This window comes from uncultured Parabacteroides sp. (assembly GCF_905196875.1).
GTDB lineage: Bacteria > Bacteroidota > Bacteroidia > Bacteroidales > Tannerellaceae > Parabacteroides.
Window position 1 is genome coordinate 1 of record NZ_CAJJWO010000075.1, and the last position, 25,185, is coordinate 25,185.

Annotated in this window: 25 protein-coding genes and 2 tRNA genes; 16 read left to right on the plus strand and 11 right to left on the minus strand. The window is 40.5% G+C overall.

Annotated features, from left to right (window positions below):
- Window positions 1-239 precede the first annotated feature (239 nt).
- The 5 genes from QZ076_RS18365 to QZ076_RS18385 all read left to right on the plus strand — a co-directional run bounded on the left by QZ076_RS18365 (window position 240) and on the right by QZ076_RS18385 (window position 6,874).
- Window positions 240-1,385 carry an ATP-binding protein gene (locus tag QZ076_RS18365; RefSeq protein ID WP_293715831.1) on the plus strand — a complete coding sequence of 382 codons (1,146 nt, stop codon included), beginning with the start codon at window positions 240-242 and terminating at the stop codon, window positions 1,383-1,385.
- Window positions 1,386-1,596: 211 nt separating this feature from the next.
- Entirely contained in the window at window positions 1,597-1,770 is a 174-nt protein-coding gene (locus tag QZ076_RS18370) for a hypothetical protein (RefSeq protein ID WP_365326277.1), read from the plus strand.
- Window positions 1,734-1,934: an AAA family ATPase gene (locus tag QZ076_RS18375; RefSeq protein WP_293715834.1), complete on the plus strand. Its 201-nt coding sequence runs from the start codon at window positions 1,734-1,736 to the stop codon at window positions 1,932-1,934. The genes QZ076_RS18370 and QZ076_RS18375 overlap by 37 nt, the downstream gene beginning before the upstream one ends.
- 373 nt (window positions 1,935-2,307) lie before the next feature.
- The gene (locus tag QZ076_RS18380) at window positions 2,308-5,265 is read left to right on the plus strand and encodes a SusC/RagA family TonB-linked outer membrane protein (RefSeq protein ID WP_293715898.1); all 2,958 of its coding nucleotides are present in this window, start codon (window positions 2,308-2,310) and stop codon (window positions 5,263-5,265) included.
- 13 nt (window positions 5,266-5,278) lie between these two features.
- On the plus strand, window positions 5,279-6,874 hold the full coding sequence (locus tag QZ076_RS18385) for a SusD/RagB family nutrient-binding outer membrane lipoprotein (RefSeq protein WP_293715836.1): 1,596 nt from the start codon (window positions 5,279-5,281) through the stop codon (window positions 6,872-6,874).
- Window positions 6,875-6,994: 120 nt separating this feature from the next.
- Here the strand turns inward: QZ076_RS18385 and QZ076_RS18390 are convergent, their stop codons facing one another.
- The 3 genes from QZ076_RS18390 to QZ076_RS18400 are packed head-to-tail and all read right to left on the minus strand — an operon-like array spanning window position 6,995 to window position 11,675.
- Complete coding sequence (locus tag QZ076_RS18390) at window positions 6,995-8,455, minus strand: hypothetical protein (RefSeq protein WP_293715839.1); 1,461 nt, start codon at window positions 8,453-8,455, stop codon at window positions 6,995-6,997.
- Window positions 8,456-8,465: 10 nt separating this feature from the next.
- Window positions 8,466-10,217, minus strand: a complete 1,752-nt coding sequence (locus QZ076_RS18395; protein WP_293715841.1) for a DUF6057 family protein — start codon at window positions 10,215-10,217, stop codon at window positions 8,466-8,468.
- 12 nt (window positions 10,218-10,229) lie between these two features.
- Window positions 10,230-11,675 carry an ATP-binding cassette domain-containing protein gene (locus QZ076_RS18400; RefSeq protein WP_293715844.1) on the minus strand — a complete coding sequence of 482 codons (1,446 nt, stop codon included), beginning with the start codon at window positions 11,673-11,675 and terminating at the stop codon, window positions 10,230-10,232.
- Between the two features lie 433 nt (window positions 11,676-12,108).
- On the opposite strand from QZ076_RS18400, the gene QZ076_RS18405 reads away from it, so the two are divergent.
- Window positions 12,109-12,777 (plus strand): DUF1080 domain-containing protein, encoded by a 669-nt coding sequence (locus QZ076_RS18405; protein WP_293715847.1) that lies wholly within the window; start codon window positions 12,109-12,111, stop codon window positions 12,775-12,777.
- Window positions 12,778-12,832: 55 nt separating this feature from the next.
- Here the strand turns inward: QZ076_RS18405 and argB are convergent, their stop codons facing one another.
- Complete coding sequence (gene argB / locus QZ076_RS18410; RefSeq protein ID WP_293715849.1) at window positions 12,833-13,606, minus strand: acetylglutamate kinase; 774 nt, start codon at window positions 13,604-13,606, stop codon at window positions 12,833-12,835.
- 71 nt (window positions 13,607-13,677) lie between these two features.
- Between argB and QZ076_RS18415 the strand changes: the two genes are divergently transcribed.
- From QZ076_RS18415 to QZ076_RS18450, 8 genes are all read left to right on the plus strand, one after another.
- A tRNA-Gly gene (locus QZ076_RS18415) sits at window positions 13,678-13,750 on the plus strand.
- Between the two features lie 247 nt (window positions 13,751-13,997).
- Window positions 13,998-15,428, plus strand: a complete 1,431-nt coding sequence (nhaD, locus tag QZ076_RS18420; protein WP_293715852.1) for a sodium:proton antiporter NhaD — start codon at window positions 13,998-14,000, stop codon at window positions 15,426-15,428.
- Between the two features lie 19 nt (window positions 15,429-15,447).
- Complete coding sequence (locus tag QZ076_RS18425) at window positions 15,448-16,110, plus strand: MgtC/SapB family protein (protein ID WP_129735475.1); 663 nt, start codon at window positions 15,448-15,450, stop codon at window positions 16,108-16,110.
- A gap of 63 nt (window positions 16,111-16,173) precedes the next feature.
- Window positions 16,174-16,809 (plus strand): hypothetical protein, encoded by a 636-nt coding sequence (locus QZ076_RS18430; protein ID WP_293715857.1) that lies wholly within the window; start codon window positions 16,174-16,176, stop codon window positions 16,807-16,809.
- Between the two features lie 12 nt (window positions 16,810-16,821).
- Window positions 16,822-17,178 carry an arsenate reductase family protein gene (locus QZ076_RS18435; protein WP_293715860.1) on the plus strand — a complete coding sequence of 119 codons (357 nt, stop codon included), beginning with the start codon at window positions 16,822-16,824 and terminating at the stop codon, window positions 17,176-17,178.
- A gap of 4 nt (window positions 17,179-17,182) precedes the next feature.
- Window positions 17,183-17,497, plus strand: coding sequence for a cupin domain-containing protein (locus QZ076_RS18440; RefSeq protein WP_293715863.1), 315 nt, complete (start codon window positions 17,183-17,185; stop codon window positions 17,495-17,497).
- 21 nt (window positions 17,498-17,518) lie between these two features.
- Window positions 17,519-17,869 (plus strand): DUF3795 domain-containing protein, encoded by a 351-nt coding sequence (locus QZ076_RS18445; protein ID WP_293715866.1) that lies wholly within the window; start codon window positions 17,519-17,521, stop codon window positions 17,867-17,869.
- A gap of 13 nt (window positions 17,870-17,882) precedes the next feature.
- The gene (locus tag QZ076_RS18450) at window positions 17,883-18,458 is read left to right on the plus strand and encodes a uracil-DNA glycosylase family protein (protein WP_293715869.1); all 576 of its coding nucleotides are present in this window, start codon (window positions 17,883-17,885) and stop codon (window positions 18,456-18,458) included.
- A 70-nt stretch (window positions 18,459-18,528) separates the two neighbouring features.
- Here QZ076_RS18450 and QZ076_RS18455 read toward each other — a convergent pair whose 3' ends face one another.
- Both QZ076_RS18455 and QZ076_RS18460 read right to left on the minus strand, forming a co-directional pair.
- Window positions 18,529-19,317: a DUF4886 domain-containing protein gene (locus QZ076_RS18455; protein WP_293715872.1), complete on the minus strand. Its 789-nt coding sequence runs from the start codon at window positions 19,315-19,317 to the stop codon at window positions 18,529-18,531.
- A gap of 10 nt (window positions 19,318-19,327) precedes the next feature.
- Window positions 19,328-20,830 carry a glutamine synthetase family protein gene (locus tag QZ076_RS18460; protein WP_293715875.1) on the minus strand — a complete coding sequence of 501 codons (1,503 nt, stop codon included), beginning with the start codon at window positions 20,828-20,830 and terminating at the stop codon, window positions 19,328-19,330.
- 180 nt (window positions 20,831-21,010) lie between these two features.
- On the opposite strand from QZ076_RS18460, the gene QZ076_RS18465 reads away from it, so the two are divergent.
- Both QZ076_RS18465 and QZ076_RS18470 read left to right on the plus strand, forming a co-directional pair.
- A tRNA-Trp gene (locus tag QZ076_RS18465) sits at window positions 21,011-21,083 on the plus strand.
- Window positions 21,084-21,685: 602 nt separating this feature from the next.
- Complete coding sequence (locus QZ076_RS18470) at window positions 21,686-22,009, plus strand: hypothetical protein (RefSeq protein ID WP_293715878.1); 324 nt, start codon at window positions 21,686-21,688, stop codon at window positions 22,007-22,009.
- A gap of 56 nt (window positions 22,010-22,065) precedes the next feature.
- On the opposite strand, the gene map is transcribed toward QZ076_RS18470, so the two are convergent.
- The 5 genes from map to QZ076_RS18495 form a co-directional block, all read right to left on the minus strand.
- On the minus strand, window positions 22,066-22,917 hold the full coding sequence (gene map / locus QZ076_RS18475; RefSeq protein ID WP_293715880.1) for a type I methionyl aminopeptidase: 852 nt from the start codon (window positions 22,915-22,917) through the stop codon (window positions 22,066-22,068).
- A 73-nt stretch (window positions 22,918-22,990) separates the two neighbouring features.
- Window positions 22,991-23,521: a hypothetical protein gene (locus tag QZ076_RS18480; RefSeq protein WP_293715883.1), complete on the minus strand. Its 531-nt coding sequence runs from the start codon at window positions 23,519-23,521 to the stop codon at window positions 22,991-22,993.
- Window positions 23,518-24,246, minus strand: coding sequence for a hypothetical protein (locus tag QZ076_RS18485; protein ID WP_293715886.1), 729 nt, complete (start codon window positions 24,244-24,246; stop codon window positions 23,518-23,520). Before QZ076_RS18485 ends, QZ076_RS18480 begins: the two co-directional genes overlap by 4 nt.
- On the minus strand, window positions 24,239-24,865 hold the full coding sequence (locus tag QZ076_RS18490; protein ID WP_293715889.1) for a TetR/AcrR family transcriptional regulator: 627 nt from the start codon (window positions 24,863-24,865) through the stop codon (window positions 24,239-24,241). Before QZ076_RS18490 ends, QZ076_RS18485 begins: the two co-directional genes overlap by 8 nt.
- Before the next feature lie 114 nt (window positions 24,866-24,979).
- The coding region (locus QZ076_RS18495; RefSeq protein WP_293715892.1) for an AI-2E family transporter at window positions 24,980-25,185 on the minus strand (206 nt) is incomplete at its 5' end.

The window sequence follows — 25,185 nt, forward strand, 5'->3', positions numbered from 1 at the left end:
CTACACCAATTATTAAATGGGGCTTTTACCTTTTATTCCTAATGCGTTTGCCCTGCGCCGTACTAATTAAAATTAGTATGCATAGTAACCCAAAATACATTAGGGCAATCAGCCCGCATACAGGATACTTTTTGGGAAAAAGGCTGTATCTAATTAACTAATTTGAAATCGATCAATTTCAAATTAGTTAATTAGATATTTTTCTGTTACTTTTGTTCTAATCAAAAAAAAGAAGTAATATGAATACTCCATTTGTATACGGACGTATAGCAGACAAAGAAAATTTCACCGACAGGGAACAGGAAGTTAAGCTGCTTACTCAGAATTTTAACAGTCTGGTTAATACAGTCATAATATCTCCCCGACGTTGGGGGAAAACCTCTTTAGTCAATAAAACGGCACAGTTATTATTGAATTCAAGTAAGGATTATTATGTCTGCCATGTTGATATTTTTAATTGCCGGACAGAAGAAGAATTTTATATTGCTTATGCCAATGCACTGCTAAAAGTATCGACTTCCGCTTGGGAAGAATTTGTATCCGGTGTAAAAAAATACTTGGGGAAGTTGGCTCCAATTATTTCATTATCAGACACAAGTCAGACTTATGAACTTTCATTTGGCATAACTTTCAAGGATAATAAATTAACTTATGATGAGATACTGGATTTGCCGCAAACCATAGCGAATGATACCGGGAAAAAAATAATCGTATGTATCGACGAATTTCAGAATATCAACGAATATGAAGACCCTTTGGCCTTTCAACGCAAATTACGTGCACATTGGCAAAAACAGACATCTGTCTGCTATTGCCTCTATGGAAGCAAACGGCATATGTTACTGGATATTTTTAATGATTACAGTATGCCTTTTTATAAATTCGGAGATATCCTGTTTTTACACAAAATAGGTAGAGCCGATTGGGCTTCCTTTATTTCTACACGTTTTACAGACACAGGTAAAAGCATATCTGAGGATTTATGTAATAACATAGCTGCCAAGGTAAAAGATCATCCATATTATGTTCAACAGTTAAGCCAGCAGGTTTGGCTCAGAACCCAAAAGATTTGCACAGAAGCCATAATCAACGAATCTTTTTGGGGGTTGACAGGCCAATTAAGTCTTTTGTTTGCCAATATAATAGACACGTTAAGCTCCAAGCAGATAAACTTTTTATTAGCTGTAGCAGACGGTGTTGTTAACTTTTCATCTAAAGAAGTATTGACCAAATATAAATTAGGAACATCTGCGAATATCAAGAATTTAAAAAAAGCTACATTAGAAAAAGATTTAATCGATATTCTTCCAGGTAACAAAATAGAAATACAAGATCCTGTTTTCGAGTACTGGTTGAAAAATATTTATACGACCGCATTTCGATAGTTAATTACGATCTTATATAGTAGAGATAAAGTTTATATTTTAAGTATATATATTGTTATCACTGTTTCTTATAAGAAATAAAATGAGAACACCGGAATTTTATAAAAGAGAATTATATCTTGATCGTATCAAGCCATTTGTAAACACACAAATGATAAAGGTCCTGACCGGACAACGCCGTGTTGGGAAAAGTTTTCTTATTTTCCAGTTGATGGACGATATACGTTTGTCATATCCTTCGGCAGACCTTATTTATATCAATAAAGAATTATTTGAATTCGATAGTTTAAAAGATTATTCAGATCTGATACAATATGTAACATTGCAGCGTAAGAATCTTGCTGATAAATGTTTTTATTTATTGATGAAGTGCAGGATATCATAAGCTTTGAGAAAGCATTACGTCATTTTTTTGCAGAAGGAAGTTATGATATATATTGTACAGGTGGTAATGCGAACATGCTTTCCGGTGAACTGGCTACATACTTAAGCGGACGCTATATCGAATTTAAAGTGTATAGCCTTACCTACAATGACTCATGGACGTGAATTTGGCAACCTTTTAGCTATAAAAGATAATTATCCCAAAATGGTTATCACAATGGATGAGGTTGAAGGTGTCTCTTTTGAAGGAATAAAACAGATACCGATTCGGAAGTTTTTACAACGGTTTAAATAGACTTTTTATCAGGTTTTAAATAACAAATAAACAATAAAATAAGGTAGAATGTAAGTGATATATTTGATCTATTTACATTCTGCCTTATTTTATCGATGTGTTATTAAGTTGTTCGTTATGAGATGATTGCGGCTAAAAGTGACCTGTAGGAAAGATCAGATAAAATCTAATATTAGTTTCTTTTATTTGATGTAATGTATTGTTAATCAGTGCATTGTGAGACAACGTAGTTCTGCAAAGACTCTGGTAGTTTCTTACGTGGGTATGGAAAGCCAGGAAGTTGCTATTAAACCTGTGACAAATATTCTGCTAAAGTCTGATACACAGAATATTGAAGAAGTAGTGGTTACTGCCATGGGTATTTCTCGTGACAAAAAAGCATTGGGTTATGCAGTACAGGATGTTAAAGCTGAAAAACTAACTCAAGCTGCAAACTCTAACTTAGCTGGAGCTTTACAAGGAAAAGTCTCCGGTCTGGAAATCAAACCATCTAGCGGTATGCCGGGTGCATCTTCACAGATCACGATTCGTGGTGCCCGTTCATTTTCAGGTGACAACACTCCGCTATATGTCATTGACGGTATGCCGGTTACAAGTACTCCGGACGTCGACACTGATATTCAAAACAACGGTAGTGTAAGTGGAGCCGACTTTGCCAACCGTGCTGTAGACATCGACCCTAATGATATTGAAAGTATCAATATTCTGAAAGGTCAGGCTGCATCCGCTTTGTACGGTATCCGTGCATCCAACGGTGTAATCGTTATTACAACGAAAAGTGGTAAAAACATGGTTAAAGGAAAACCTCAGGTGAGCTTTTCATCAAACGTTAGTTTTGATGTGATAGGTCGCCTTCCAGAATTCCAAACAACCTATGCACAAGGTAGTTCCATGGCTAAATATAATCCAACTACCAGCTTATCATGGGGTCCCAAAATCTCTGATTTAGCAAACGATCCCGGTTATGGAGGTAATACAGATAATCAGTATACTCAGCAATTTGGTAAACACGAGGGGAAATATTATGTTCCGCAACGTGCTGCCGCAGGTCTGGATCCTTGGACTACTCCGCAAGCTTACAATAATGCAAAGGATTTCTTTGAGACAGGAGTCACTTGGAGTAACTCTATAAATATTGCTCAAGCACTGGATAAAAGTTCATATTCAGTCTCTTTAGGAAATACTCATCAGGATGGTATCATTCCAAATACGGGTATGGACAGATATAATGCAAAAGTGAGCGCAGAAACAAAATTGACAGAAAACTGGACAGCTGGATTTGTTGGTAACTATATCACCACAGCGATCGATAAAGCGGCTACTTCCGGTAACGGTCTATTAAGAATTGTATATTCGGCACCTCCCAGCTATGATTTAGCAGGAATTCCATCACATGTAAAAGGTGATCCATATACTCAGAATTCATTCCGTGGTGCTTTTGATAATTCATATTGGGCTACTGAAAATAATAAATTTACAGAAAATACCAATCGTTTCTTTGGTAATACCTATGCAAACTATAAAACTAAGTTCGGAACAACCAACCATACTTTAAATGTCAAGTATATGTTTGGTGTTGACTCTTATACTACAGACTATGTCGATAGCTACGGATATGGTAGTTATACTGGCGGAGGTAAAGGACAAATAGAGAATTACGGTTGGACTAATGCAACATATAACTCGCTATTGACTGTTAATTACGACTGGAACATCAATAAAGATTGGAATTTAAATGCCGTCATTGGTAACGAAGTAATCCAAAGTAACAGAGGTAAATATTATGAATACGGAACGGGGTACAATTTCCCTGGATGGAATCATATTGATAATGCAACAACTCAGACAACTTCTTCCGAGAAGTGGAAAAATCGTACTGTAGGATTCTTCGGTAACGTTTCTGCTTCTTATAAGAACATGCTTTATTTGACTGTAACCGGACGTCAGGATTATGTTTCAAACATGCCCAGAAAAAACCGTTCATTCTTCTACCCTTCAGTTTCAGCCGGGTTTATCCTGACAGAACTAGAATCTTTAAAGAATGACATTGTTAATTACGCAAAGATCAGAGCTTCTTACGCTGAAGTCGGACAAGCCGGAGACTATGTTCAGAATTTTTACTCCGTTCCTGTATATGGTGGTGGTTTCTATTCATTGACACCGATTTTGTATCCAATAAACGGAAGTAACGGTTTTACTCCTTATTACAGAATCTATGATTCGAATTTGAAACCTCAGAATACACGTTCTTACGAACTCGGTGGTGATGTGAACTTCCTGAATAATTTAATTACATTTAATTATACCTATTCACGTCAGAATGTAAAAGATCAGATTTTCGAGGTACCTCTTGCTGCTTCAACAGGAGCAAGCAAGTTGTTAACAAATGGTGGTCGACTTCACACAAATACTCACGAAATAACTTTATCTTTTAATCCGATCAGAACCAAAAACATCAATTGGGATTTTGGTTTCAACTGGACTAGAATGGTCAACTATGTAGATGAACTGGCTCCTGGTGTTGAAAATATCCAATTAGGTGGCTATGTTACTCCTCAAGTACGTGCAGCTGCTAATGAAAAATTCCCTGTAATTTATGGCGTTGGATTCAAGAGAGACGCAAATGGCAATCGCTTGGTTGATGCAGACGGTCTTCCTATTGCCGGTGAAGCACAGGTTATTGGTAAAGTATCTCCGGATTTTATCTTAGGTTTCAATACGACTTTACGTCTGTGGAAAGCTACTGTTAGTGCAGTTCTTGACTGGAAGCAAGGTGGCCAAATGTATAGTAGAACAGCTGGTTTGGCAGATTATTACGGTGTAAGTAAAAGAACGGAAAATCGTGAAGGAACAATCATTTTCGATGGTTATAAAGAAGACGGAACAAAAAATAACACTCCTATTACCGGATCTGCAGCACAACAAAATTATTATAGTGTCTTGAATAATATTGACGAATCTTCTATTTATGACAATTCATTCATTAAACTTCGCGAAATAGCTGTCAGCTATCCAATCTTCGAAAAGCAATGGATGACTATCAACCTAAACGTATTTGCTCGTAATATCCTTATTTGGTCTCAACTACCGGATTTGGATCCTGAAGCAAGTCAGGGAAATAACAATATGGCCGGTGCATTTGAAGATTATTCTATGCCTCAAACTGCAAGTTACGGTTTTGGTGTCAATGTTAAATTTTAATTAGTACAGAACAATGAAAAAATATAAATCGATTGTAAAGCTGTTAGCTATTTCTTTTCTGACAGCATTTAGTATAACGTCTTGTACTGAGGATGCGATGGATAAGGTGAATGAAAACCCCAACAATCCACAAGATGTTCCTGCTAAATTTTTGATCACAGACCTAGGTGTCAATACCGGATTTAGTATTGTAGGCGGAGATTTCTCACTTTACTCTTCCGTTTACATAGAGCATGAAGTAGGTATTAGCAATCAGCTATATAGAGCCGAAACACGTATTGGCGAGCCAACAATTGCTACTACATATAATAATACTTGGGGGAGCGTTTACTCCGATATTAAAAATGCAAAAATAGCAATCAAAAAATGTCAGGAAGATCCTTCTGAAATTGGAAATGTCGTAACAGAAGCTATTGCCAGAATTTATCTTGCATACAATGGAGCTATCGTTACCGACCTTTTTGGTGATACTCCATTTAGTGAAACCGGCATATTAAATGAGAATGGAACGCCTGCGTTTATGCAACCCAAAATTGAGACACAGGAATCTATTTATGCCGAAATTAATAAGAATCTGGATGAAGCTATCGCTCTTTTAGATGGAGGTAATGCAGTAGATGCCGGACCATCAGGGGCTGTAGGAAGCAAAGATTATATATATTCAGGTAAAGCCAGTTCATGGTACAAGGCTGCATATGCATTAAAAGCCCGTTATACAATGCGTCTACTTAATAGAAGCAATGACAAAACGAAAGATCTCAATGATATTCTTACTTATGTAAGTAAATCTTTCCAATCTGCAAATGAAGAATGTAAATTAAGCATCTACAATGGAGATTCACAGGTAAATCCTTTATGGGGATTCAGTTACAGCCGTAATAGTCTTGCTGCCAGTAAGAGTTTAATTGATAAATTTGCAGAAAGAAACGATCCGAGATCTCCTCAAGCATTTCTAGAACCAGACCCGACAGGGTATATCGTTTATGGAGAAGGGGGTGTACAAGCGACAAACATTGAAGATATAGTAGCCGCTCCTAATGGAACTCCTGATGAAGTACAGAATACATACGGAATGTCTATGCCATCATGGGCAATTACGACTCCGACTCTTTTGATTAGCTACCATGAAGTAAAATTCCTGGAAGCAGAAGCTCTTTGTCGATTAGGGAGAACTAAAGAAGCAGAAGTAGCTCTGAAGGAAGCTATTAGTGCAGCAATAGTAAACCTTGGAAATGCAATTGCGGATGCTGCTGACAATTGGGTTGGTGGTGAAAATAATCTGAACAAGGAGGTGGCAGAAGCTTATTTCGATAAGAGCGTCAAACCTTTATTTGATGCAAACCCACTGAAAGAGACAATGATACAGAAATACTTAGCATTTTTCGGTGGCTCAGGAGAGTCAGTTGAAGCATATAACGATTACCGTCGTTTAAAAGGTGCCGGAGAAAATTTCATTGAATTAAAAAATCCGCTGAATAGCAATAAATTCCCTTACCGTTTCGGTTACGGTGCTGATGATGTATTAGCCAACCCGGCTGTTAAAACAGCTTTTGGTGATGGACAATATGTCTACACAGAACCTGTTTGGTGGGCAGGCGGTAGCCGATAAACTGAATTCAATACGGTGATCATATAAACAGTTATACGGTCACCGTATATACTCACATACGACAACCGTATAAACTAATATACGATGATCATATAAACGCTTATACGATCATCGTATTTTTTATTTAGCAAACTTCACATCTATACCTTTATCTTCTTTCGCCTTTAATCCTAATACCCTTCCTCCTACTTTCACCTTTCCGGTAATAAACTCCGGAATATTATATGACATCATAAAACGGTCGTAAAACCCGGTATCTTTCTGAGGTAACAAAAATGGTTTGCCGGCTTTTCCATCGGCATCGATATAAGCGATATATGGACGGGTATATAATCCGTCTATCCGTCGACTGCTAAATATAACCCAACGGCTATTACTACTCCAGGAATGATAGCTTTCCACATCATCGCTGTTTAATATATCCATCGGGGCACTTTCCTTCGTTGTAAGGTCAGCCATATACAAATCTGCATCCTTATGCCAGATGGAGAAATTCCCATATCCGGAGACTGTGTACATCAAATGCTTTCCATCAGGAGATACGCGAGGAAAAGAAGCACTCTGCCCTGCGGTATTCGCATTATATAATGTATCGACTACAGATCCGAAACTCCGGGTATCCGGATCGAAAGCAATAGAGCACAAGTTATATTTGATCTCGGAAAACTCTTCCGGAATAGGACGTGCCGGGGCAGTACAGAAATAAAGCGTTTTTCCATCCGGAGAAAAGGTCGGGAAAGTTTCAAAAGCATCCTTTGAAAATAACTTTCCGGCAGTCACTATCTCATGCTTCTCCACATCATACACTACAACATCCGAAGCCTCATCAAACACTTCGATCCGGTTCCTGTCATTCACATGGAATCCCTGCTTGGTATTGTTTACAGAAAATGCAACATACTTTCCTGACGGATGCCAGGAAGGATATACCAATGAAGAAATAGTCTGTTCCGTTTTTGTATTCAGCTTTTCTATTTTATCGCCGTCAACCAGTATGGTTCCGGGATATGTTTCACGCATATGGAAAAGCATCTTGTCCGGATTCTGCATACAAAAAGAATGGCAATTCACACAATTCCGACCACTCATCTTATTTTCAATGATGGCTGTTTCCGTATAGTTTTCAAGATTACGCTGATAAAGCCCCATCTTATTCCACAAGGTATACCCGGGAGCAATTAAACGATAGGCGATATAAGGATCGATGGGCTCTGTTGCCACATATAATTTAAAAGGGGCATATTCAACCCACTGACCATTATCTTTTGCCTGTATGGTTACATCCACTGCATTGCCGCTCGCCGACTGTAACAGCTTCTTCCATTCGGAAACCGGAATTACAAACTGCCCACCTTTAGCTTTCACTTCTACTTTCCGGTCAGCCGAAGATAAGACAACACGAGCATCCTCATACGGAGTCGTCAGAGAGAAGTTCAGCGGAGCAATATTTGCCGGGATAGTCACCTCTGTATAATCCGGATCGATTACAGGTTTTTCAGTTAGTTTATTGTTAATCTGAACTGAATCCGAACAAGACATAAACAAGGCCAACAACACAATATATTTACAATTTCCCTTCATATTCATCCGATTATTTAAACATAAAATAAAACCAATACGTATCTCCATAGGCTCTTCTCATCAATCCGGGTAGCGCATTAGCATTGCTCCTGTTTGCCAAAACCTGTTTTTTATATTCTGCAAAACGCAGAACAACCGAAGGAGATATATTAAAACGCTTCCAATAGTCGGGTTCGGCCTCCGACAAAGTGATCACAGCTTCCTGAAACGATTTAGGCAATGCTGGCAGCACATCCGTTCCATAACAGGACTCCACCATTTTCTTAAAACTCTCCATATCTTTAGACATCAGATAAAAGACACCGAGGTATTGGATGGCATTTCTGTTTGCCGGATTCGCTTCAGCAATCATCAGTAAATCATTTTCAACACCGTTTATCTCCGAAAGATAATTTTCCTGAGGCAGACTTCTACGTCTCGGCCCTAAAACAGGATCTTTCTCCACTTCGGCATCGTTATATAAAAACTTACGCTGGCTGTTTGCCCATACATCGTAGCAGCAAGTATTTTCTAAAATACGGATATACTTTTCCGCTACCAGGTATTCACCATAGATAAGATTCGTCTGCACCAACCTTTTCAGGGCACGCGGATTTCCTTCCCCTATGGCAGTAGCGAAAGCTTCAAAAGCCATCTCCTGCGACGAGGCCGAATTACCCATAGCAAAAGCAATATCACTTAACAGTACCGAAATCTGCTCCGTCCGGTTCCAAGCCACCTGCAAGCCCAACGGGCCTTTCTGATCAAAGCTAAAAACCCGTTCTGCCAACTCCCCTTTCTGTGCTAATGCCAGATTCAGATAACACATATTCAGATAATTGGTAAGCCGTCCGTTACTTGCTTCTATAATATTGTTCCATTGCTCCGTTCTGGCATAATAATCCAGTTCTTTCACTTTGGCCGATTTCTTGTCTCCGTATTCAGGTATTCCCCACCAGCATATCAGAAACAGCAGGGCCAGCTGTAGAACACCCCCTGCAATTAAAAGCTTTCTACCGGCCTCTCTCTGCCTGCGTTTCAACCAAAATGCAATAACCAGAATAACGGGAAGCGCTATCCACGGATAATAGATTACGGATTTCGGTTCCAAAGCCGTATGATAATAAGCATCCGGCAGAAAAGCAAAACGATATTCTCCTACGGCAGAAAAATAAACGCTACAAACTCCGCATAAAACAGCCGAAAAGAGAGACAAGAATCCCCAATATCCTTTGGGCGTTTTATTGAACAACTCATAAATAACCACCAATATCGAAAACAGGAAAGCCGCCGCCCCTACCAATCCGTATAAAACGAATGTCGACAACACCTCTACCCCTATCCGCCATGTGTTGTTCGATATACGCAAACACAAATACAACACAAAAAGCATTATATCCAATGCAACCGTACCATAAACCAGATAGTTAAAATCAAAATGGAGGAACATCACCAAAATAACCGGAACCAAATAAAGCAAAAACAGATTCGTAGCCGGAACAATGCGATGCACAAGGGCACGAACCGTAAGTCCGGTAACAACCAACAATCCGGCAACAATGGCTGCGCCGGTATATGGCAATATAAAAAACTGAACCAGAAATTCAGACAAAACCAAAGCTAATCCGCCCGGTAACATTAGTTTACCCGAAATATACTCCCAGGTTAACTGAAACAACTGACTTTGTTCGATAAAGTAAAAATGGAATTTACTATACGCCTGCAAAAAGGCAAACAAAGCTATAAATATGAGCAGCCAAAATGCTATGACTTTCAATTTCATGGTATTGTGGTTTTAAGTATGTTTAATTAATTCAAAATGTTTATCCACACATTGCGGAAGCTCATGTGGATAATGAGTGACATAGATCAACGTTTTACCCGGCCGTGAACAGAACTGTTCTATTATCCGTGCAGCCTTCTTCTTGTTACTGATATCGAGGCCGTGTAAAGGTTCATCTAATATGATTAAATCCGGATCTTTTACAAATGCGCGAGCCAACAAAGCCAACCGCTGTTCACCCGATGATAATGTCAGAAAGGAGCGGCCTTTTAATGTCTCGATACCAAAGACATGCATCCACTCCAGAGCTATTGCCTCCTGTCCGGCTGTACATTTGCGATATAATCCGATCGAATCGAAAAATCCGGAACCGACAATGTTCAATACCGGTACATTCTCCATATAAAACAGATGCATTTCGGGAGAAACATAACCTATCCGCTTTTTTATGTCCCAGATACTTTCTCCCGACCCTCGCTTCCGGTCGAACAAATATAATGTATTTGCATAAGACTGAGGATTATCCGCATAAATTAAACTCAATAAAGTGGACTTTCCAGCTCCATTAGGGCCAAACAAAGCCCATTTTTCTCCATTTCGTACTTCCCAGTCGAGTTCTTTCAGAATGGTTCTGGCTCCATATTTAATAGAAACACGTTCCATACGGAAAGTAACATCATGAGTGGAAGGAGTTTTTTCCGATACAGGTAATGAGACTCCTGAAAAGTGATCCGGGAAAAGATGGGTAAGTAAATCCGTATGTACCATGAAGTCTGCACGCGTTTCCGGAGTAAATGCCATTCGGTTATGTACAGGTAAAATATGCGTAATCATTTCCGGTATATCATCCGGGTTAGACAGGAGCAAAATAACCTGTACATTTTCCAGTTTTGTCATCTGCTGTAACAAGTCGATCAGAACACCTCTTGAAGAGGCATCCAGACCTATAAACGGATTATCGAGTATCAGAATGCGAGGTCGCGTTAAGAGCGAACGGACAATCAGGAATTTACGCAGTTCTCCACTAGACAAAAAGATCAATCGCTTGGGTAGTAAATCTTCTATAGCAAAGAAAGAAAGTATCTGACGAAGATTTTCCATACCGGCATACTCTTCCAGGATTTCCTCTATCGTCGGAACCTCATCTGTTTCCGTCGAATGCCAACGTTGCTGATAATATGTATTCCGGCAATCCGCCAATGAATAGATATCTTTGAAAGCTATGCTCTTAACAAGATTACTTACTTTATCGTCATATCCAAAAGTTATTTCGCCCTCTTTTAAAGCAAACTTACGCTGCATCATGTCCGCAATCAAAGTTTTCCCCGAACCGTTCGGACCTATTATAGCCCATTGTTCCCCCTCTTTGACTGACCAGCTAAACGGCTCTGCAAAACGAAGTTCCGGCAAACGGGTAACTACATTATGCAGACTAACTATTGTCTTATTCCCTTTCATCGTCTTTTATTTACACGCCCAAAGGTAAACAGATTCTTTAAAAACTTAAACATATCAACAAGAAAGAAAAAGGGATTACTCATCACGAGCAATCCCTTATATATATACAGGCGTGGTATGTCTATAAAATTCTTACAAATTAGTTATTATAATGCCTGTAATTTCCCAACTCAACTTAATAAATTCCAATCCAATATATTTTATTGTATTATGTTCTATTCCATTTAATTCAGCCTGATAGACTACCCACCTTTACGAGACAAAAATAATAAAATAAAACAAAACAGCAATCCAATCATTTATTTTTTACACAAAAGAGAGCATTTTACTATCAATCAAAAACCATTATTGAATTTAGTAAGATTTCATCATATAGTTTAGAAGAGAATATCTATCTTTGGATTTCTAATTTTTTATATTAAAATCCAATAACATGAAACGATTCTTTTATTTCTCAATTCTTTTGCTGGGAATTATCAGCACACTCAATGTTTCTGCAGCCGATAAAAACAAATGGCAGCCTCTATTCGGAACAAATCTATCGGACGCCAGTTATAATCCGGAGATCTGGAGTATAACTGATGGCGTACTTACAGCTGTGCAAGACGAGTCTATATGGACCAAAACCGAATATGAAAACTTTGAGCTGGATCTGGATTTCAAAACAGATGTAGGAACAAATAGCGGCGTTGTCATTTATTGTACCGACACTAAAGACTGGATCCCTAATTCAGTAGAAATACAAATCGCCGACGATCATTGCGAAAAATGGGGAAATGGAAAACCTTATGAAAAATGTGGTGCCATTTACGGCCACCTTGGGGCAAATAAAGATAAAATTGTAAAGAAGCCCGGAGAATGGAACCATATGCGCATAAAATGTGCCGGACAACGCATCACTGTTATTTTAAATGGTAAAAAAGTAACAGAAATGGATATGAGCAAATGGACCTCGGGCAAAGTAAATCCCGATGGAAGTGAAATTCCCAGCTGGCTACCCAAGCCTTTTGCTGAATTACCGACAAAGGGCTATATAGGTCTGCAAGGAAAACACGGTGACTCATTTATCTGGTTCCGCAACGTAAAAGTCAGAAGCTTGTAATAACTTGTAATAAAAGGAAAGAGGAAAGTTTTTACAGACTTTCCTCTCTTCTTTTTCAAGAGACTTTTGTTCCTTTACCTAAATGGATTTCAGAAGCCTGAGTTATGATGATTTCCTTAACTCCTGCATCTATCGCCTGAAATGAATTTTCGAGCTTCGGAATCATTCCCCCTTGTATAATCCCTTGTTCTACCAATTGCTCAAAGGTTGTACGATCAATTTCCGGAATAACACTTTCGTCATCATTTTCGTCTTTCAACACACCTTTCTTTTCAAAGCAAAATACCAGCGTCACATCAAAATGTTTAGCTAATGCCTTTGCCGCTTCACCTGCAATAGTATCGGCATTGGTATTCAACATATGTCCTTGTTTATCATGGGTAAGAGGAGCCAACACCGGAACAATTCCCTGATGGATAAGAGAGGCCAGCAGATCAGCATTCACCTCTTTTACGTCTCCCACAAAGCCATAATCAACCTCGGCTACCGGGCGTTTAGCCGAGCGCATCAGGTTCATATCCGCACCGGTTAAGCCAAGTGCGTTTACATTTAATGCCTGCAAACCCGCAACAATATTTTTATTGACCAAACCACCGTATACCATAGTGACCACTTTCAATGTTTCAGCATCTGTCACCCTGCGTCCGTTAATCATCTTGCTTTCGATACCTAATTGACCGGCCAGTTTGGTTGCAGAACGGCCGCCACCATGCACCAACGCTTTAAATCCTTCAATCTGAGAGAAATCACGAAGCAAACTTTGCAAAGTTTCTTCTTCTTCCACGATCTTTCCACCTACTTTAATCAGCGTAAGCTTTTCTTTTTTCATATCTGACAAAATATTTTTTGCTCCAAAGGTACTAAAAAAGAAAAGATTTACATACTTTTGCATAGTCTAACGCGGTAGTAGCTCAGTTGGTAGAGCATTAGCTTCCCAAGCTAAGGGTCACGAGTTCGAGTCTCGCTTACCGCTCACAGTTATTTTAAGGTATTACCTTTTTCGGGTAATACCTTTCATTTTTTCAACCCACATATAATTTATATCATAATAGACTTGTTGCATAATATAAAACAGCTACCACCTGAAACTAATTTATTCCCATCTATTTTATAATAGTTCTCATTGATGAAAACATTTCACTAAAAATGAGTGTTAATCCTATATTATTCTTACTTTTGCGACTATTAACTAATTTTAAAAAGAAAAAGAAAAAACAGCCATGTTAACAGTGATGATTTTTGTTTTTTTAGTCGGGTATCTATGTATAGCTTTAGAACATCCACTAAAAGTAAACAAAGCCGGAACAGCCCTACTCACCGGGACTATACTTTGGGTTTTATATACCTTCGGGGCACCTGATCTTATTCCAATTGCTTCTGCCGAAGCCTTTAAAGAGTTTCTGAACTCGCATCCTGGCATAGCTGCTCTCCCTTTCGTAGAACAAAGCACCCGCTTTGTCGTTGAACATCAGGTATTGGACAGTATCGGGGAAATTGCAGAAACACTTATCTTCCTGATAGGAGCAATGATTACAGTTGAACTGATCGATGCTCACGGAGGTTTTATGTTCATCACTAACCGCATTAAGACAAACCAAAAAAGAAAATTACTGGTATTAGTCGCCTGTATCACTTTTTTCATGTCTGCCATACTTGATAACCTTACCACTTCAATCGTTATGGTTATGTTGATGCGAAAATTATTAGGCAACTATAAAGAACGTTGGGTATTTGGTAGTGTCATTATCATTGCAGCCAACAGTGGCGGTGCCTGGTCTCCTATCGGCGACGGCACTACAATCATGTTATGGGTTAGAGGCAATATTTCTTCATCTTCTACCATTCCCCATCTCATCCTGCCTAGTTTAGTTTCTGCAGCAGTACCAGTTTTGATCATGATGCGCTTCCTGCACGGAAAGGTAACACCTCCCGACGCATTTACTTACAGTGAAAATGACGAACTACTCAAAGAACTGAAGAATAAAGAAAAACTTTCGATATTAATTCTCGGTGTATTCTGCCTTGTATTCGTACCTATTTTTAAGACAGTCACCCACCTCCCCCCCTTCATGGGTATCTTAATGGGGGTCGGTATTTTGTGGGTATATACAGAATTAATGTATAGACGGAATATCGTAAACGAAGATATAAAACTCCGTTTATCAAAAATAGTTCGCCGCATAGACGGAGCTACCTTATTATTCTTTCTTGGGATTTTATTGGCTGTAGATGCTTTACGTTGTAGTGGCGTCCTCTCCAATTTCGCCTTATGGCTAGATGATACAGTGGGTAATGTATATGCAGTAAACTTGATTATCGGGACATTATCAGCTATCGTGGACAATGTTCCTTTGGTTGCCGGTGCAATCGGCATGTATCCGGTGGCAACTGAAGCTATGATCACATCAGCTGCCGATCCTGTTTATATGGCAAACTTTGTTCAGGATGGAGTCTTCTGGCAGTTTTTAGCCTATTGTGCCGGCGTTGGAGGTAGTATGCTGATTATCGGATCTGCTGCCGGAGTTGTAGTGATGGGGCTGGAACGTATCAATTTCATTTGGTATCTCAAAAATATTTCGTTACTTGCACTCCTAGGATATCTGGCAGGGGCCGGAGTCTATATTATCCAGAACGTAGTACTGGGGTTATAAACAAAAGGAGGATACAATTATGTTATGGGATTTCATACTCAGATTATTTATCGCAGGTCTTCTGGGAGCAGTAGTTGGTCTCGACCGGGAATACAGGGCAAAAGAAGCCGGATATCGTACGCATTTCCTGGTCTCATTAGGTAGTGCTCTCATCATGATTGTTTCTCAGTACGGTTTCCAGCAAATCATACAGGAAAACAGTGTTTCCCTCGATCCCAGCCGTGTTGCGGCGCAGGTAGTAAGTGGTATCGGTTTTATCGGAGCAGGAACGATTATTATTCAGAAACAGTTTGTTCGCGGACTGACAACAGCCGCAGGCATCTGGGCTACAGCCGGAATTGGACTAGCCATCGGAGCCGGAATGTATGGTGTCGGTGTAGCAGCAACAATACTGACTTTAATCGGTCTGGAGCTATTAAGTTTCATTTTTAAAAGCCTGGGGATGAAAAGTTCGATGATCATCTTTTCGACTGCTGAGAAAGACATTATACAAAAGGTTACCCGGGTACTGAGTGACAGAGGCTATATGCTCGTCTCCTATCAAATGGAAAAAGTCAATCATTCGAATGCCGACACCTATGTCGTTACGATAGTCATAAAAGCCAAGAAAAGCATGGATGACAACAAATTACTCCTGTTTATGGAAGAATTTCCGGAAATAACAGTCGAGAGAATTGAATAGAATTACTGAAACGGGGACAAGTTTTACTATATTTGTCCCCGTAATTATTTATAACAAATACACATGAACATAATTTCTAAACTTTTTAAGAAAGAGAAAGAAGAAACAGAAGCCTCCTCAAAGGGCTCCGTTGAAGAGTTCGTTTCTCTGATCCGCGTTTATTATCAGGCTGTAATGGCTGTGCAACTAGGTATAACCAACATCAATATGTTGTCGGATATGGCGCTTTTCAAACGGATGTTGAAGATCCCGACTCAAAATAACAAACCAGGTATTGCCGAAAAATCACGTGTCCGCAAGATCCTGATGCAAGATTACGGTATAAAAGAAAGCTTCTTTAAAGAGATCGATGCATCAGTCAAAAAGAACTGCAAGTCGCAAAACGATATCAAATCGTACTTTTTCCTTTTCCAGGGATTCTGTAACGATCTGTTTTCTTTGCTGGACAACCTGATGCAATGGAAGTTCCGTTTCTCCATGCTGGTAAAAAAGTTGCTATACAATCAAACCGCCAAAACGATCCACGAGATTGTGACCCGTTCGGAATGGAAAGAAGTAAGCGTACAAAAAACAGCCTGGAGTATCCGTAAATACAAAGAAACACTCGGTTACTCAGAAGAATGGATGACTGATTTTGTTTACAATGTAGTCCTTCTTGCCAAAGAAGATGCAAAGAACCAACGAAAGAAAGACAAATAAAAATCGACCGATATGAAATATCTCTTTTTAGAATATCCGAAATGCAGCACTTGCCGGAATGCAAAAAAATGGTTGGATGAGCATAAGGTTTCTTACGACGACCGCCATATAATCGATCAGAGCCCTTCTGTTGAAGAGCTGATCGAATGGATTGAACGGAGCGAGCTTCCTTTGAAAAGTTTCTTTAATACTAGCGGTCTAGTCTATAAAGCGATGCAATTGAAAGATAAACTGCCTGCGATGAGCGACAAGGAGCAGATCGAACTGTTGGCATCCGACGGCAAGTTGATCAAACGTCCTTTACTGGTAAGCGAAAATCAGGTGCTGGTAGGTTTTAAACCCGGTGAATGGGAAGAATCAGTAAAATAATCCTATGAAAGAGTTTATCACCCCTCCCGATCACATTCATTTCCTGGCAAAGAAATTATTTACCGATTGTGGGGAAATTATCGATGGCTCCATTGCCTATCTGGAAAAAGGAGGTGGTGGACCAACTTCATTGCATACACATGAGCACAATCATCTGTTCATCGTGACTAACGGACAGGCACGAATCGAGCTCGGAGGCGAAGTAAAAATACTGAACGCCAACGAGTCGTTTCTGGTAAAAGGAAGTATTCCTCATTCTGTATGGAATAATATCGACGGAACGACCGTCATGATCGGTATTTCCGTAAAAGATAAATAATCATCTTAATTCATTTCTCAGATGGAAAATCTAACCTATCAACCGAATGTGGAACACGTTGCTGCCTGCGGACTCTATTGCGGAGCTTGCCGTAAATTTGTTAAAGGCCAATGTCCCGGATGTAAAGCAAATACGAAAGCGGACTGGTGTAAAATACGGTCGTGTAATATAGAACATAATTATAAGAGTTGTGCAGACTGCACGATCAGTTCAATCGATGAATGTAAGAAGTTCAATAATTTCATAGGTAAAGTCTTTGCCGTCCTGTTCCGCTCAGATCGACCGGCCTGTATCAGAAGAATACAAGCCATTGGATACGATGCTTTCGCCGAAGAAATGCATCGTAAAAAACAACAGACTATTAAAAGATAAACAGCAAAAGCCAATGGTATCAGAATTACATCCGCTGGGATTCTTTCTACCCGAACAGACTCAATTGCTTATGTTGGGCAGCTTCCCGCCTCCCATGCAACGTTGGTCGATGAACTTCTATTACCCGAATATCCAAAACGATATGTGGCGCATACTGGGATTACTGTTCTACAATAATAAAGAGTATTTTCTGGAAACAAAGAAAGCTTTCAGTGAAGAAAAGGCCAGGCTGTTTTGCAGGGAAAAAGGTATTGGTATCGGTGATACGGCTGTCGAGATCATCCGTCTGAAAAACAATGCTTCCGACAATTTCCTGCAAGTAATCAAGCCAATCGATCCGGAAGAGGTATTGTCGCAGATTCCGGAGTGTAAAGCGATTGTCGTAACCGGTCAGAAAGCAATGGATACTCTCCTGTCCGTCCTCCCTCCTACTGAGGAACCCAAGGTCGGCTCATATTCAACATTTGCTTTATTAGACCGGACATTCAGATTATATCGTATGCCCTCCTCTTCCCGCGCCTATCCAAAGCCGCTGGAAGAGAAAGCGGCGGTTTACAAACAGATGTTCGAAGGGTTGGAAATGTTATAAAATAAGCCCATCGGTTTCTAATGGCCGATGGACTTAATTTCTTTCAATATACAAAAGACCTATGAATCTCTTACTTCTCTATATTCAGTAATTTCAAATTCCCGAACACCGTCTGCTGGGCAACCTGCTGAATATATTCGGCCTGCTCAGGCGAAAAGTCCATGATCTCCTTTGTCTGATACGGCTGGCGGTAGATAGTCGTAAATATGACATTCGAAGCCAGATAACTACCTAGCGGAGAAGGATGGCTACGGTCGGGCGCATAGAGCACATAATCGGGACGCTCGTTTCGAACCCGCTGCCAGGCCATCCCGACGGGAGCACACCAGGCATTATTCCGGTAAGCCATTTCGAGATAACTGATCTTCAGGCGATCCTGCATACCGTTGTAGGTATAGATCAGCGGATAATCGGATACTTCCTCCTGGCAGCCGTCTTTATGTCCCCAGGTCATATAGAAAATGACTTTAGCATTCCGGTTGTAAGCTAGCACCAGACTGTCAAGGGTACGGGCAGCCGGATAAGTATTCCGCAGCACGACCTCTGTAGGCATCGCAGGAGCAGCACTTTGCTCCTGAATGACTACGTAATCCCATCCTCCTTGTTTGATTGTTCGGATCAGATCGTCGTTTTTCACATGGCCCGCCAGATAATAACCGCCGGGAGTAAACTGTGTATAAGCCATATTCATTCCCTGCGAAGCCGCTATCTGCTGAACCGTCTTCGGCACATCGTTTACATGAGTAAAACTGTTACCGATAAATAAGACACGGACAGAGTCCGGCTTTTCCTGTGCATTACCACTGGCCGACAGGATTAAACCGACAACCGACAGGATAAAAAGCAAAGTCTTTTTCATACTCTATCTATTATCCGCAATGAAAATACATGTTCACCAAACGGATCATCCCCTCCGGATCATTCTTCAGGTCATCGCGCAAGGAGAAGTCGTTATATGACTGAAGCTTTTTAATGATGCCGTCGATCATACTCGGACTAAAAACATTGTACTTTTCAAAGATTGCCCGTTGTTTCTGCAAACGTTCGGCTGAAGCGGCACAACTGTCAGGCAATTGGTCTAATGTATTTAAGCGGTCTTTATTTTCTTCCTGATGGATATTGACGTTGACATACGTCTTTTCTGCAATCTCCAGGGCATTCTCTATTTCAAAACCATAGCGGCAGGCAACCGCCAGTCCGGCAAGTAGTTGATACAGGTCGGCCGAACCATCCGGCGAACGCATCTCTACGGTTTGCTTCTGTGTCGTATCGTAATGGCTGTCCTGTTCCAACGGATTAGCGAGCGAACACATATCTTTCTTGGCAGCCCACCCCAGCGGAACACGAACCAGCACAGAGCGATTACGATCGCCCCAGCAAATATTCGTAGGAGCTTCCTGATGAGGAACCAAACGGAAATAAGAAGTGGGATTCGTATTACCGAAAGCGGTAATGGAAGAAGCCAACTGCATCATGCCGGCAATCGCTTTACGGGCCGTTTCCGACAATACCCCATCCTTCAACATTTGATTTTTACCTTCTTTCATGATACGCATGTGGATATGTAAGCCTGATCCTGCCTTACCTACCGTTATCTTCGGAGCAAAAGTAATATCCAATCCATAATTGTAAGCCAGGTTACGAATAATCCATTTAGCAATAACAAGCTGATCGGCAGCATCTTCCACCCTTGTTGGGAGGAACTCTATTTCATTCTGTTCGTATATCTTTCCGTTCAAAGTAAAATTGCCTACTTCGGAATGACCGTACTTGATCTGTCCGCCAGCCTGCGAGATATAATGCATACACTGAGTGCGGAACTCGTTGAACTTGGCAAAAGGCCCTGATTCATGATAGCCACGCTGGTCGGTTGCCGGAAAGAGTTCTTCTTCCTCCGCAATAACATAATACTCCAGTTCGCCCATAGCTTCAAACTCCATTCCGGTCACTTTGGTAAAAGCTTTACTTGCCTTATGCAAGGTATATTCCGGTGAGCTTTCCAGCGGTTCCCCATCTTTATTGAAGAAAGAGCAGAGCATACTTACCGTCGGCAGTTCGGCAAAAGGATCGACAAAAGCCGTCCGGAAACGGGGTATCACATACAAGTCGCTGCTACCCGCTTCAATAAAGGAGAACAGGCTCGAACCGTCCACACGTTCGCCGCAGGTTAGAATTGCATCAAGGTAGGCAGCATTATTTATAACAAAATTCAATGTTTTCAACCGGCCATCGCCTGCCGGATACATAAAGTTTACCATTTTGATTCCCTTCTCACGGATAAAAGAAATAATGTCCGCTTTTGTAAATTGGGAAGAAGGTTTTTGCAGAAACTCCACCAAAAGGTTTGAGTTCATTTCTAATTCGTTTTTCATGCTTCGTTGATTGTTTTACAGTATAGATTTAACTATCAATTCTATTGTTTCCAAAGATAGAAAAAGAAACTTCGATTGATCTGTTTTCCTTGAATTTTATCATGTAAGAAATTATTATTTTCACTTTTCTTCAAAAAGCCTTGCATATTAAAAACAAAAAGCTACCTTTGCACCCGCAATACGGAAGTAGCTCAGTTGGTAGAGCACTGGTCTCCAAAACCAGGTGTCGGGAGTTCGAGCCTCTCCTTCCGTGCATAAGGCAACACATTTATTATATGTGTTGCCTTTTTTATACTTCAGCTTACATGTAAAGTTTTTCCATAGGACTATTAAACTCTTTCTTAAGGACTATTAAACATTTATGTCAGTTATTTCCCTTGCAAAAATATCACCTTACACAAAAGAAAGGCAAGCCTTACATATTTGCAAACCACACCTTACATCTTTGCAACAATTGCCTTACTTTATTAAAAGTCAGAAGAAAAGAGGTTAATATAAGGGACTTAAGAGGTTAGTTATCCTATGGAAAGAGCTTAATTAAGCTATGCTACAATACTTTATCATCGGAACATAGCTATTTTATCCTATCTATTCAATCGACTCAATAAGCACAAATAAAAACTCTGAAGGCAAGAATGAAGGCCGAATGAGCCCGAAACTGAAAGCGCATTCATTTCGTATACTACAAATAATCAGTCAAATACAATAGCATATGAAGGCATAAAGGCTGACTGAGGGAAAAGAATATCTATTGTTAATTAATAAACGTTCTTTATTCGATCTATCAGGGAATAATCGTATATTGCGCATAGTTTATCACGAGCTTAAAAATCAATAGATAAAAACGAACGCTCTATGAATATAATTAAATACATACTATTAGCAGGCCTTTCGGTCTGCCTGTTTACTTCCTGCGGAGCAACTTTATCAAATGCAATAGCAGCAGATAATAATATTCAGAAAGTTGAACTGGGAATGAGTAAACTGGAGATTATACATATTATGGGGAATACTTATAAAAGACTGGAAGTCAAACAAACACATCAAGGCTATCGGGAAACACTCGGATATTCCGATATGCAGGACGGACTGTACCGATTCCGTCTACTCAATGACAAACTTCAGGAATGGGATTATTTACAACCCAGCAAATGCAAGGATCATTGTTCTGATAAATAATTTCGCATGAATAACAGCAGGGTTCAGTGAATATTCAATCACCGAACCCTGTATGATTAATCCGATAATATTTCCAGCCCATCCTCCTTCATTACAAAGGTATGTTCCCACTGTGCAGAAGGGAGTTCGTCGTCCGTTATTACCGTCCATCCGTCTTCTTCAGCGATGTAGACGCGATAAGTTCCCATATTGATCATCGGCTCGATGGTAAAAACCATGCCCGGAACCAGAAGCATACCGGTTCCTTTACGGCCGAAATGGGCAACTTCCGGTTCTTCGTGAAACTCTAGCCCGACTCCATGACCACATAAATCGCGGACAACAGAGAAACCATTCTTCTCGGCATGCTTCTGAACGGCATGTCCGATATCACCTACGTAACCAAACGGTTTGGCTGCTTTCATTCCGACTTCCAGGCATTCTTTTGCCACCCGAACCAACTTTTCTTTCTCCGGAGAGACTTTACCGATCATAAACATACGGGATGCATCCGAAAAATAGCCGTCCAGGATAGTAGATACATCTACGTTAATAATATCACCTTCCTTCAGTATCTCCTTTTCGCTGGGTATACCATGACAAACGACTTCATTGATCGAAGTACATACGCTCTTCGGAAAACCTTCAAAGTTCAACGGAGCTGGAATGGCACCGTGATCCGTCGTATAATCGTACACCAGCTTGTCGATCTGGGCCGTCGACATTCCTGCCTTGATCTCTTTTGCGACCAAATCAAGGATACCTGAGTTTACGACTCCGCTTCTGCGAATGCCTTCGATCTGTTCTTCTGTTTTAATCAGTTTTCGGGAAGGAACCAAATGACCTTTATTCTGGAGATAGAGTATCTTTTTATCGAATTCCGTTAGTGGCTGGCCTTTGATGATCTGCCAATTATTTCTTCTTCTCATACATCTTTATCGTTTAGATAAACAAAGGTACGTTTGTTTTCTTTTACAAAAGAGAAAATGAGTTTAATAAAGTTCAAAAAACAACTCCAACCTTTAAGGAAAGGCTATGATGACTCAGGGATTCCTGATAGGAAGAGACGAAAGAGGAGGTTGTGTATTCTTTCAGACGATCCAGTTCCTGCATCTCATATCCCAAAGCCAGCAAAACCGTATACTTTGAAAACAAAGAGGTCTGCACACCTATGGCCGGAGAAAGACAAAAGCCGCCGTTCACATCTCCCGAAGAGGCAAAAGAATATCCGGCACTACAATCCAGATAAGGAGTGATCCGGACCGGCTTTATAAGATTATACCGTACAACGGCAAACAACGGGATCAGGACTTCTCTATCATAAAGTGAAAAACCAGTTCCGGCCCCAACCATCAAACGACTGTTGAAAGCATACAGGATTTCTCCCTGCAAAAAGAGCGGAACCGTAGAAGGAGTACTCATAGGGATACCCGTACCGACTGTTACCTGATAACAGACCGGCTTGTTTTTCTCCTGTCCCTTCGACAGGAAAGGGATCAACAGCAAGAGACTGAAGAATATGAATGGTTTCATGGCTGTACTGTTATTGTTATCTGTTTAATGATCTGTAAAGCGGTAGTGAGAGAAGAGGTATCCGGATAGATAGCTCCGTCGCTACCATCTGCCGAACTATGACCGATCAGTGCTGCGGTATATTCTTTCCGGCCGGATGTCAGGTCTATGTCTGCCGCATAAATAACGGCAGGTTGTCCGCTTCCTTCTTTTCCTCCGGAGTAGTTGCTGTCTCCTTCTTTTGCCGACTTCGGGAAGTTGTCGTTAAAGTCGGTAGAGTGGTTGATCTCTATTTTGACTCTGAATTGTTTAAGTTCATTGCCGGGATGTACCTTTACATCAAAGCCCGAATGGGGAGTTGCACCGGTGAGACCGTCGGTAAATGGGGATTTCTTTGTCGGCAGATAAAGGCCGTCTTCATATTTTACTCCGCGGGAATAGCACCAATGCGGCAGAGCCTCTTTTCTTCTGTTCTTACCGGATGCCAGCCAAGTTTGCGTGGCTATCTTATGGGTGACATATACGGTGGAAAGATAATTCCCTTTCGTATCCTCCAACCAGATAGCGATCTGCGGTGGATTCTTTTTACTTATGCCCAGGAACAAAGGAAAGTCGTGTAGCCAGGAGTCTCCTTTCTCGACCGTTATCTTCAAATCGTTGTTCTCATATTCCACTAAATCGTTATTGCAGGAGCAGCAGGTCAATAAAACAGCTCCGAGACCTGCCAGGATGGTTGTTTTATTCATGGTTTCCGTTATTTATCCAGTTATCTATTATTTTATCCAGGCCATTCTCAAGTTGTTCCCAACCGTCTTCAGATTGTAACTTGATGCCGTTATATACCGGACAAGTCTCTTCCAACAGCACCAGGTAACTGATAGAAGCAGAAAGGATAGTCGCCATGATTGAGATTTCCGACTCCGGCCTGTTTGTCAACCGGCTTACGGCACCCACCAGCCACATACCTTTGGCTTCCCGTCTTTCCCTCAGTTCTTTTATTACCTTATTCTTAGCGGAAAGTTCCCAACGGTATAACCGCCGTAAAGTATAATCATTACGGAGCATTCTGATTTGATTATGGAAAAGTTCCTTTATAAAATCTCCCAGGTGTTCCGTATCCGGCAGTTCCGGCTCCAGGTTGATCCAGTAGTCATATTTCTGAATATAAGCAGCGATCAATCCGTCCAGCGAGTCAAAATAACGGTATATCAGCATCTTTGAAACTCCGGCTTTGGCTGCTACCGCATTGACGCCTAAATTCTCGAAACCCTCATCCTCTATCAAGGTATTGACAGCATTCAACAAGGCAAACTCTGTCAATTCCCTATTTTTACTCGTTCTTACTATAACTTCTTCTTTTTCCATATGCTATTACTTTGTTACCAACTGGTCACAAAAGTAAGTTACCCACCGGTAACATGGATAAGAGAGTTCTCTTTTTTTGTTTTATTAAGAGATTAGAAAGGGATATGAATAGTATTAATCGACTGCGGTATCACTCCTGCCATGCAGGTATTCTTTCTTGAACATATTGAAGCAGAGCATGAATACTGAGATCAGAAGCGGCCCGAAGATCACTCCCATAAATCCGAATAAGGACAGACCGATGATCACACCGAAAATAGTTACCAGGGGATGTATATCCGCCATTTTCTTCTGTAACATAAAACAGATCAGGTTATCTA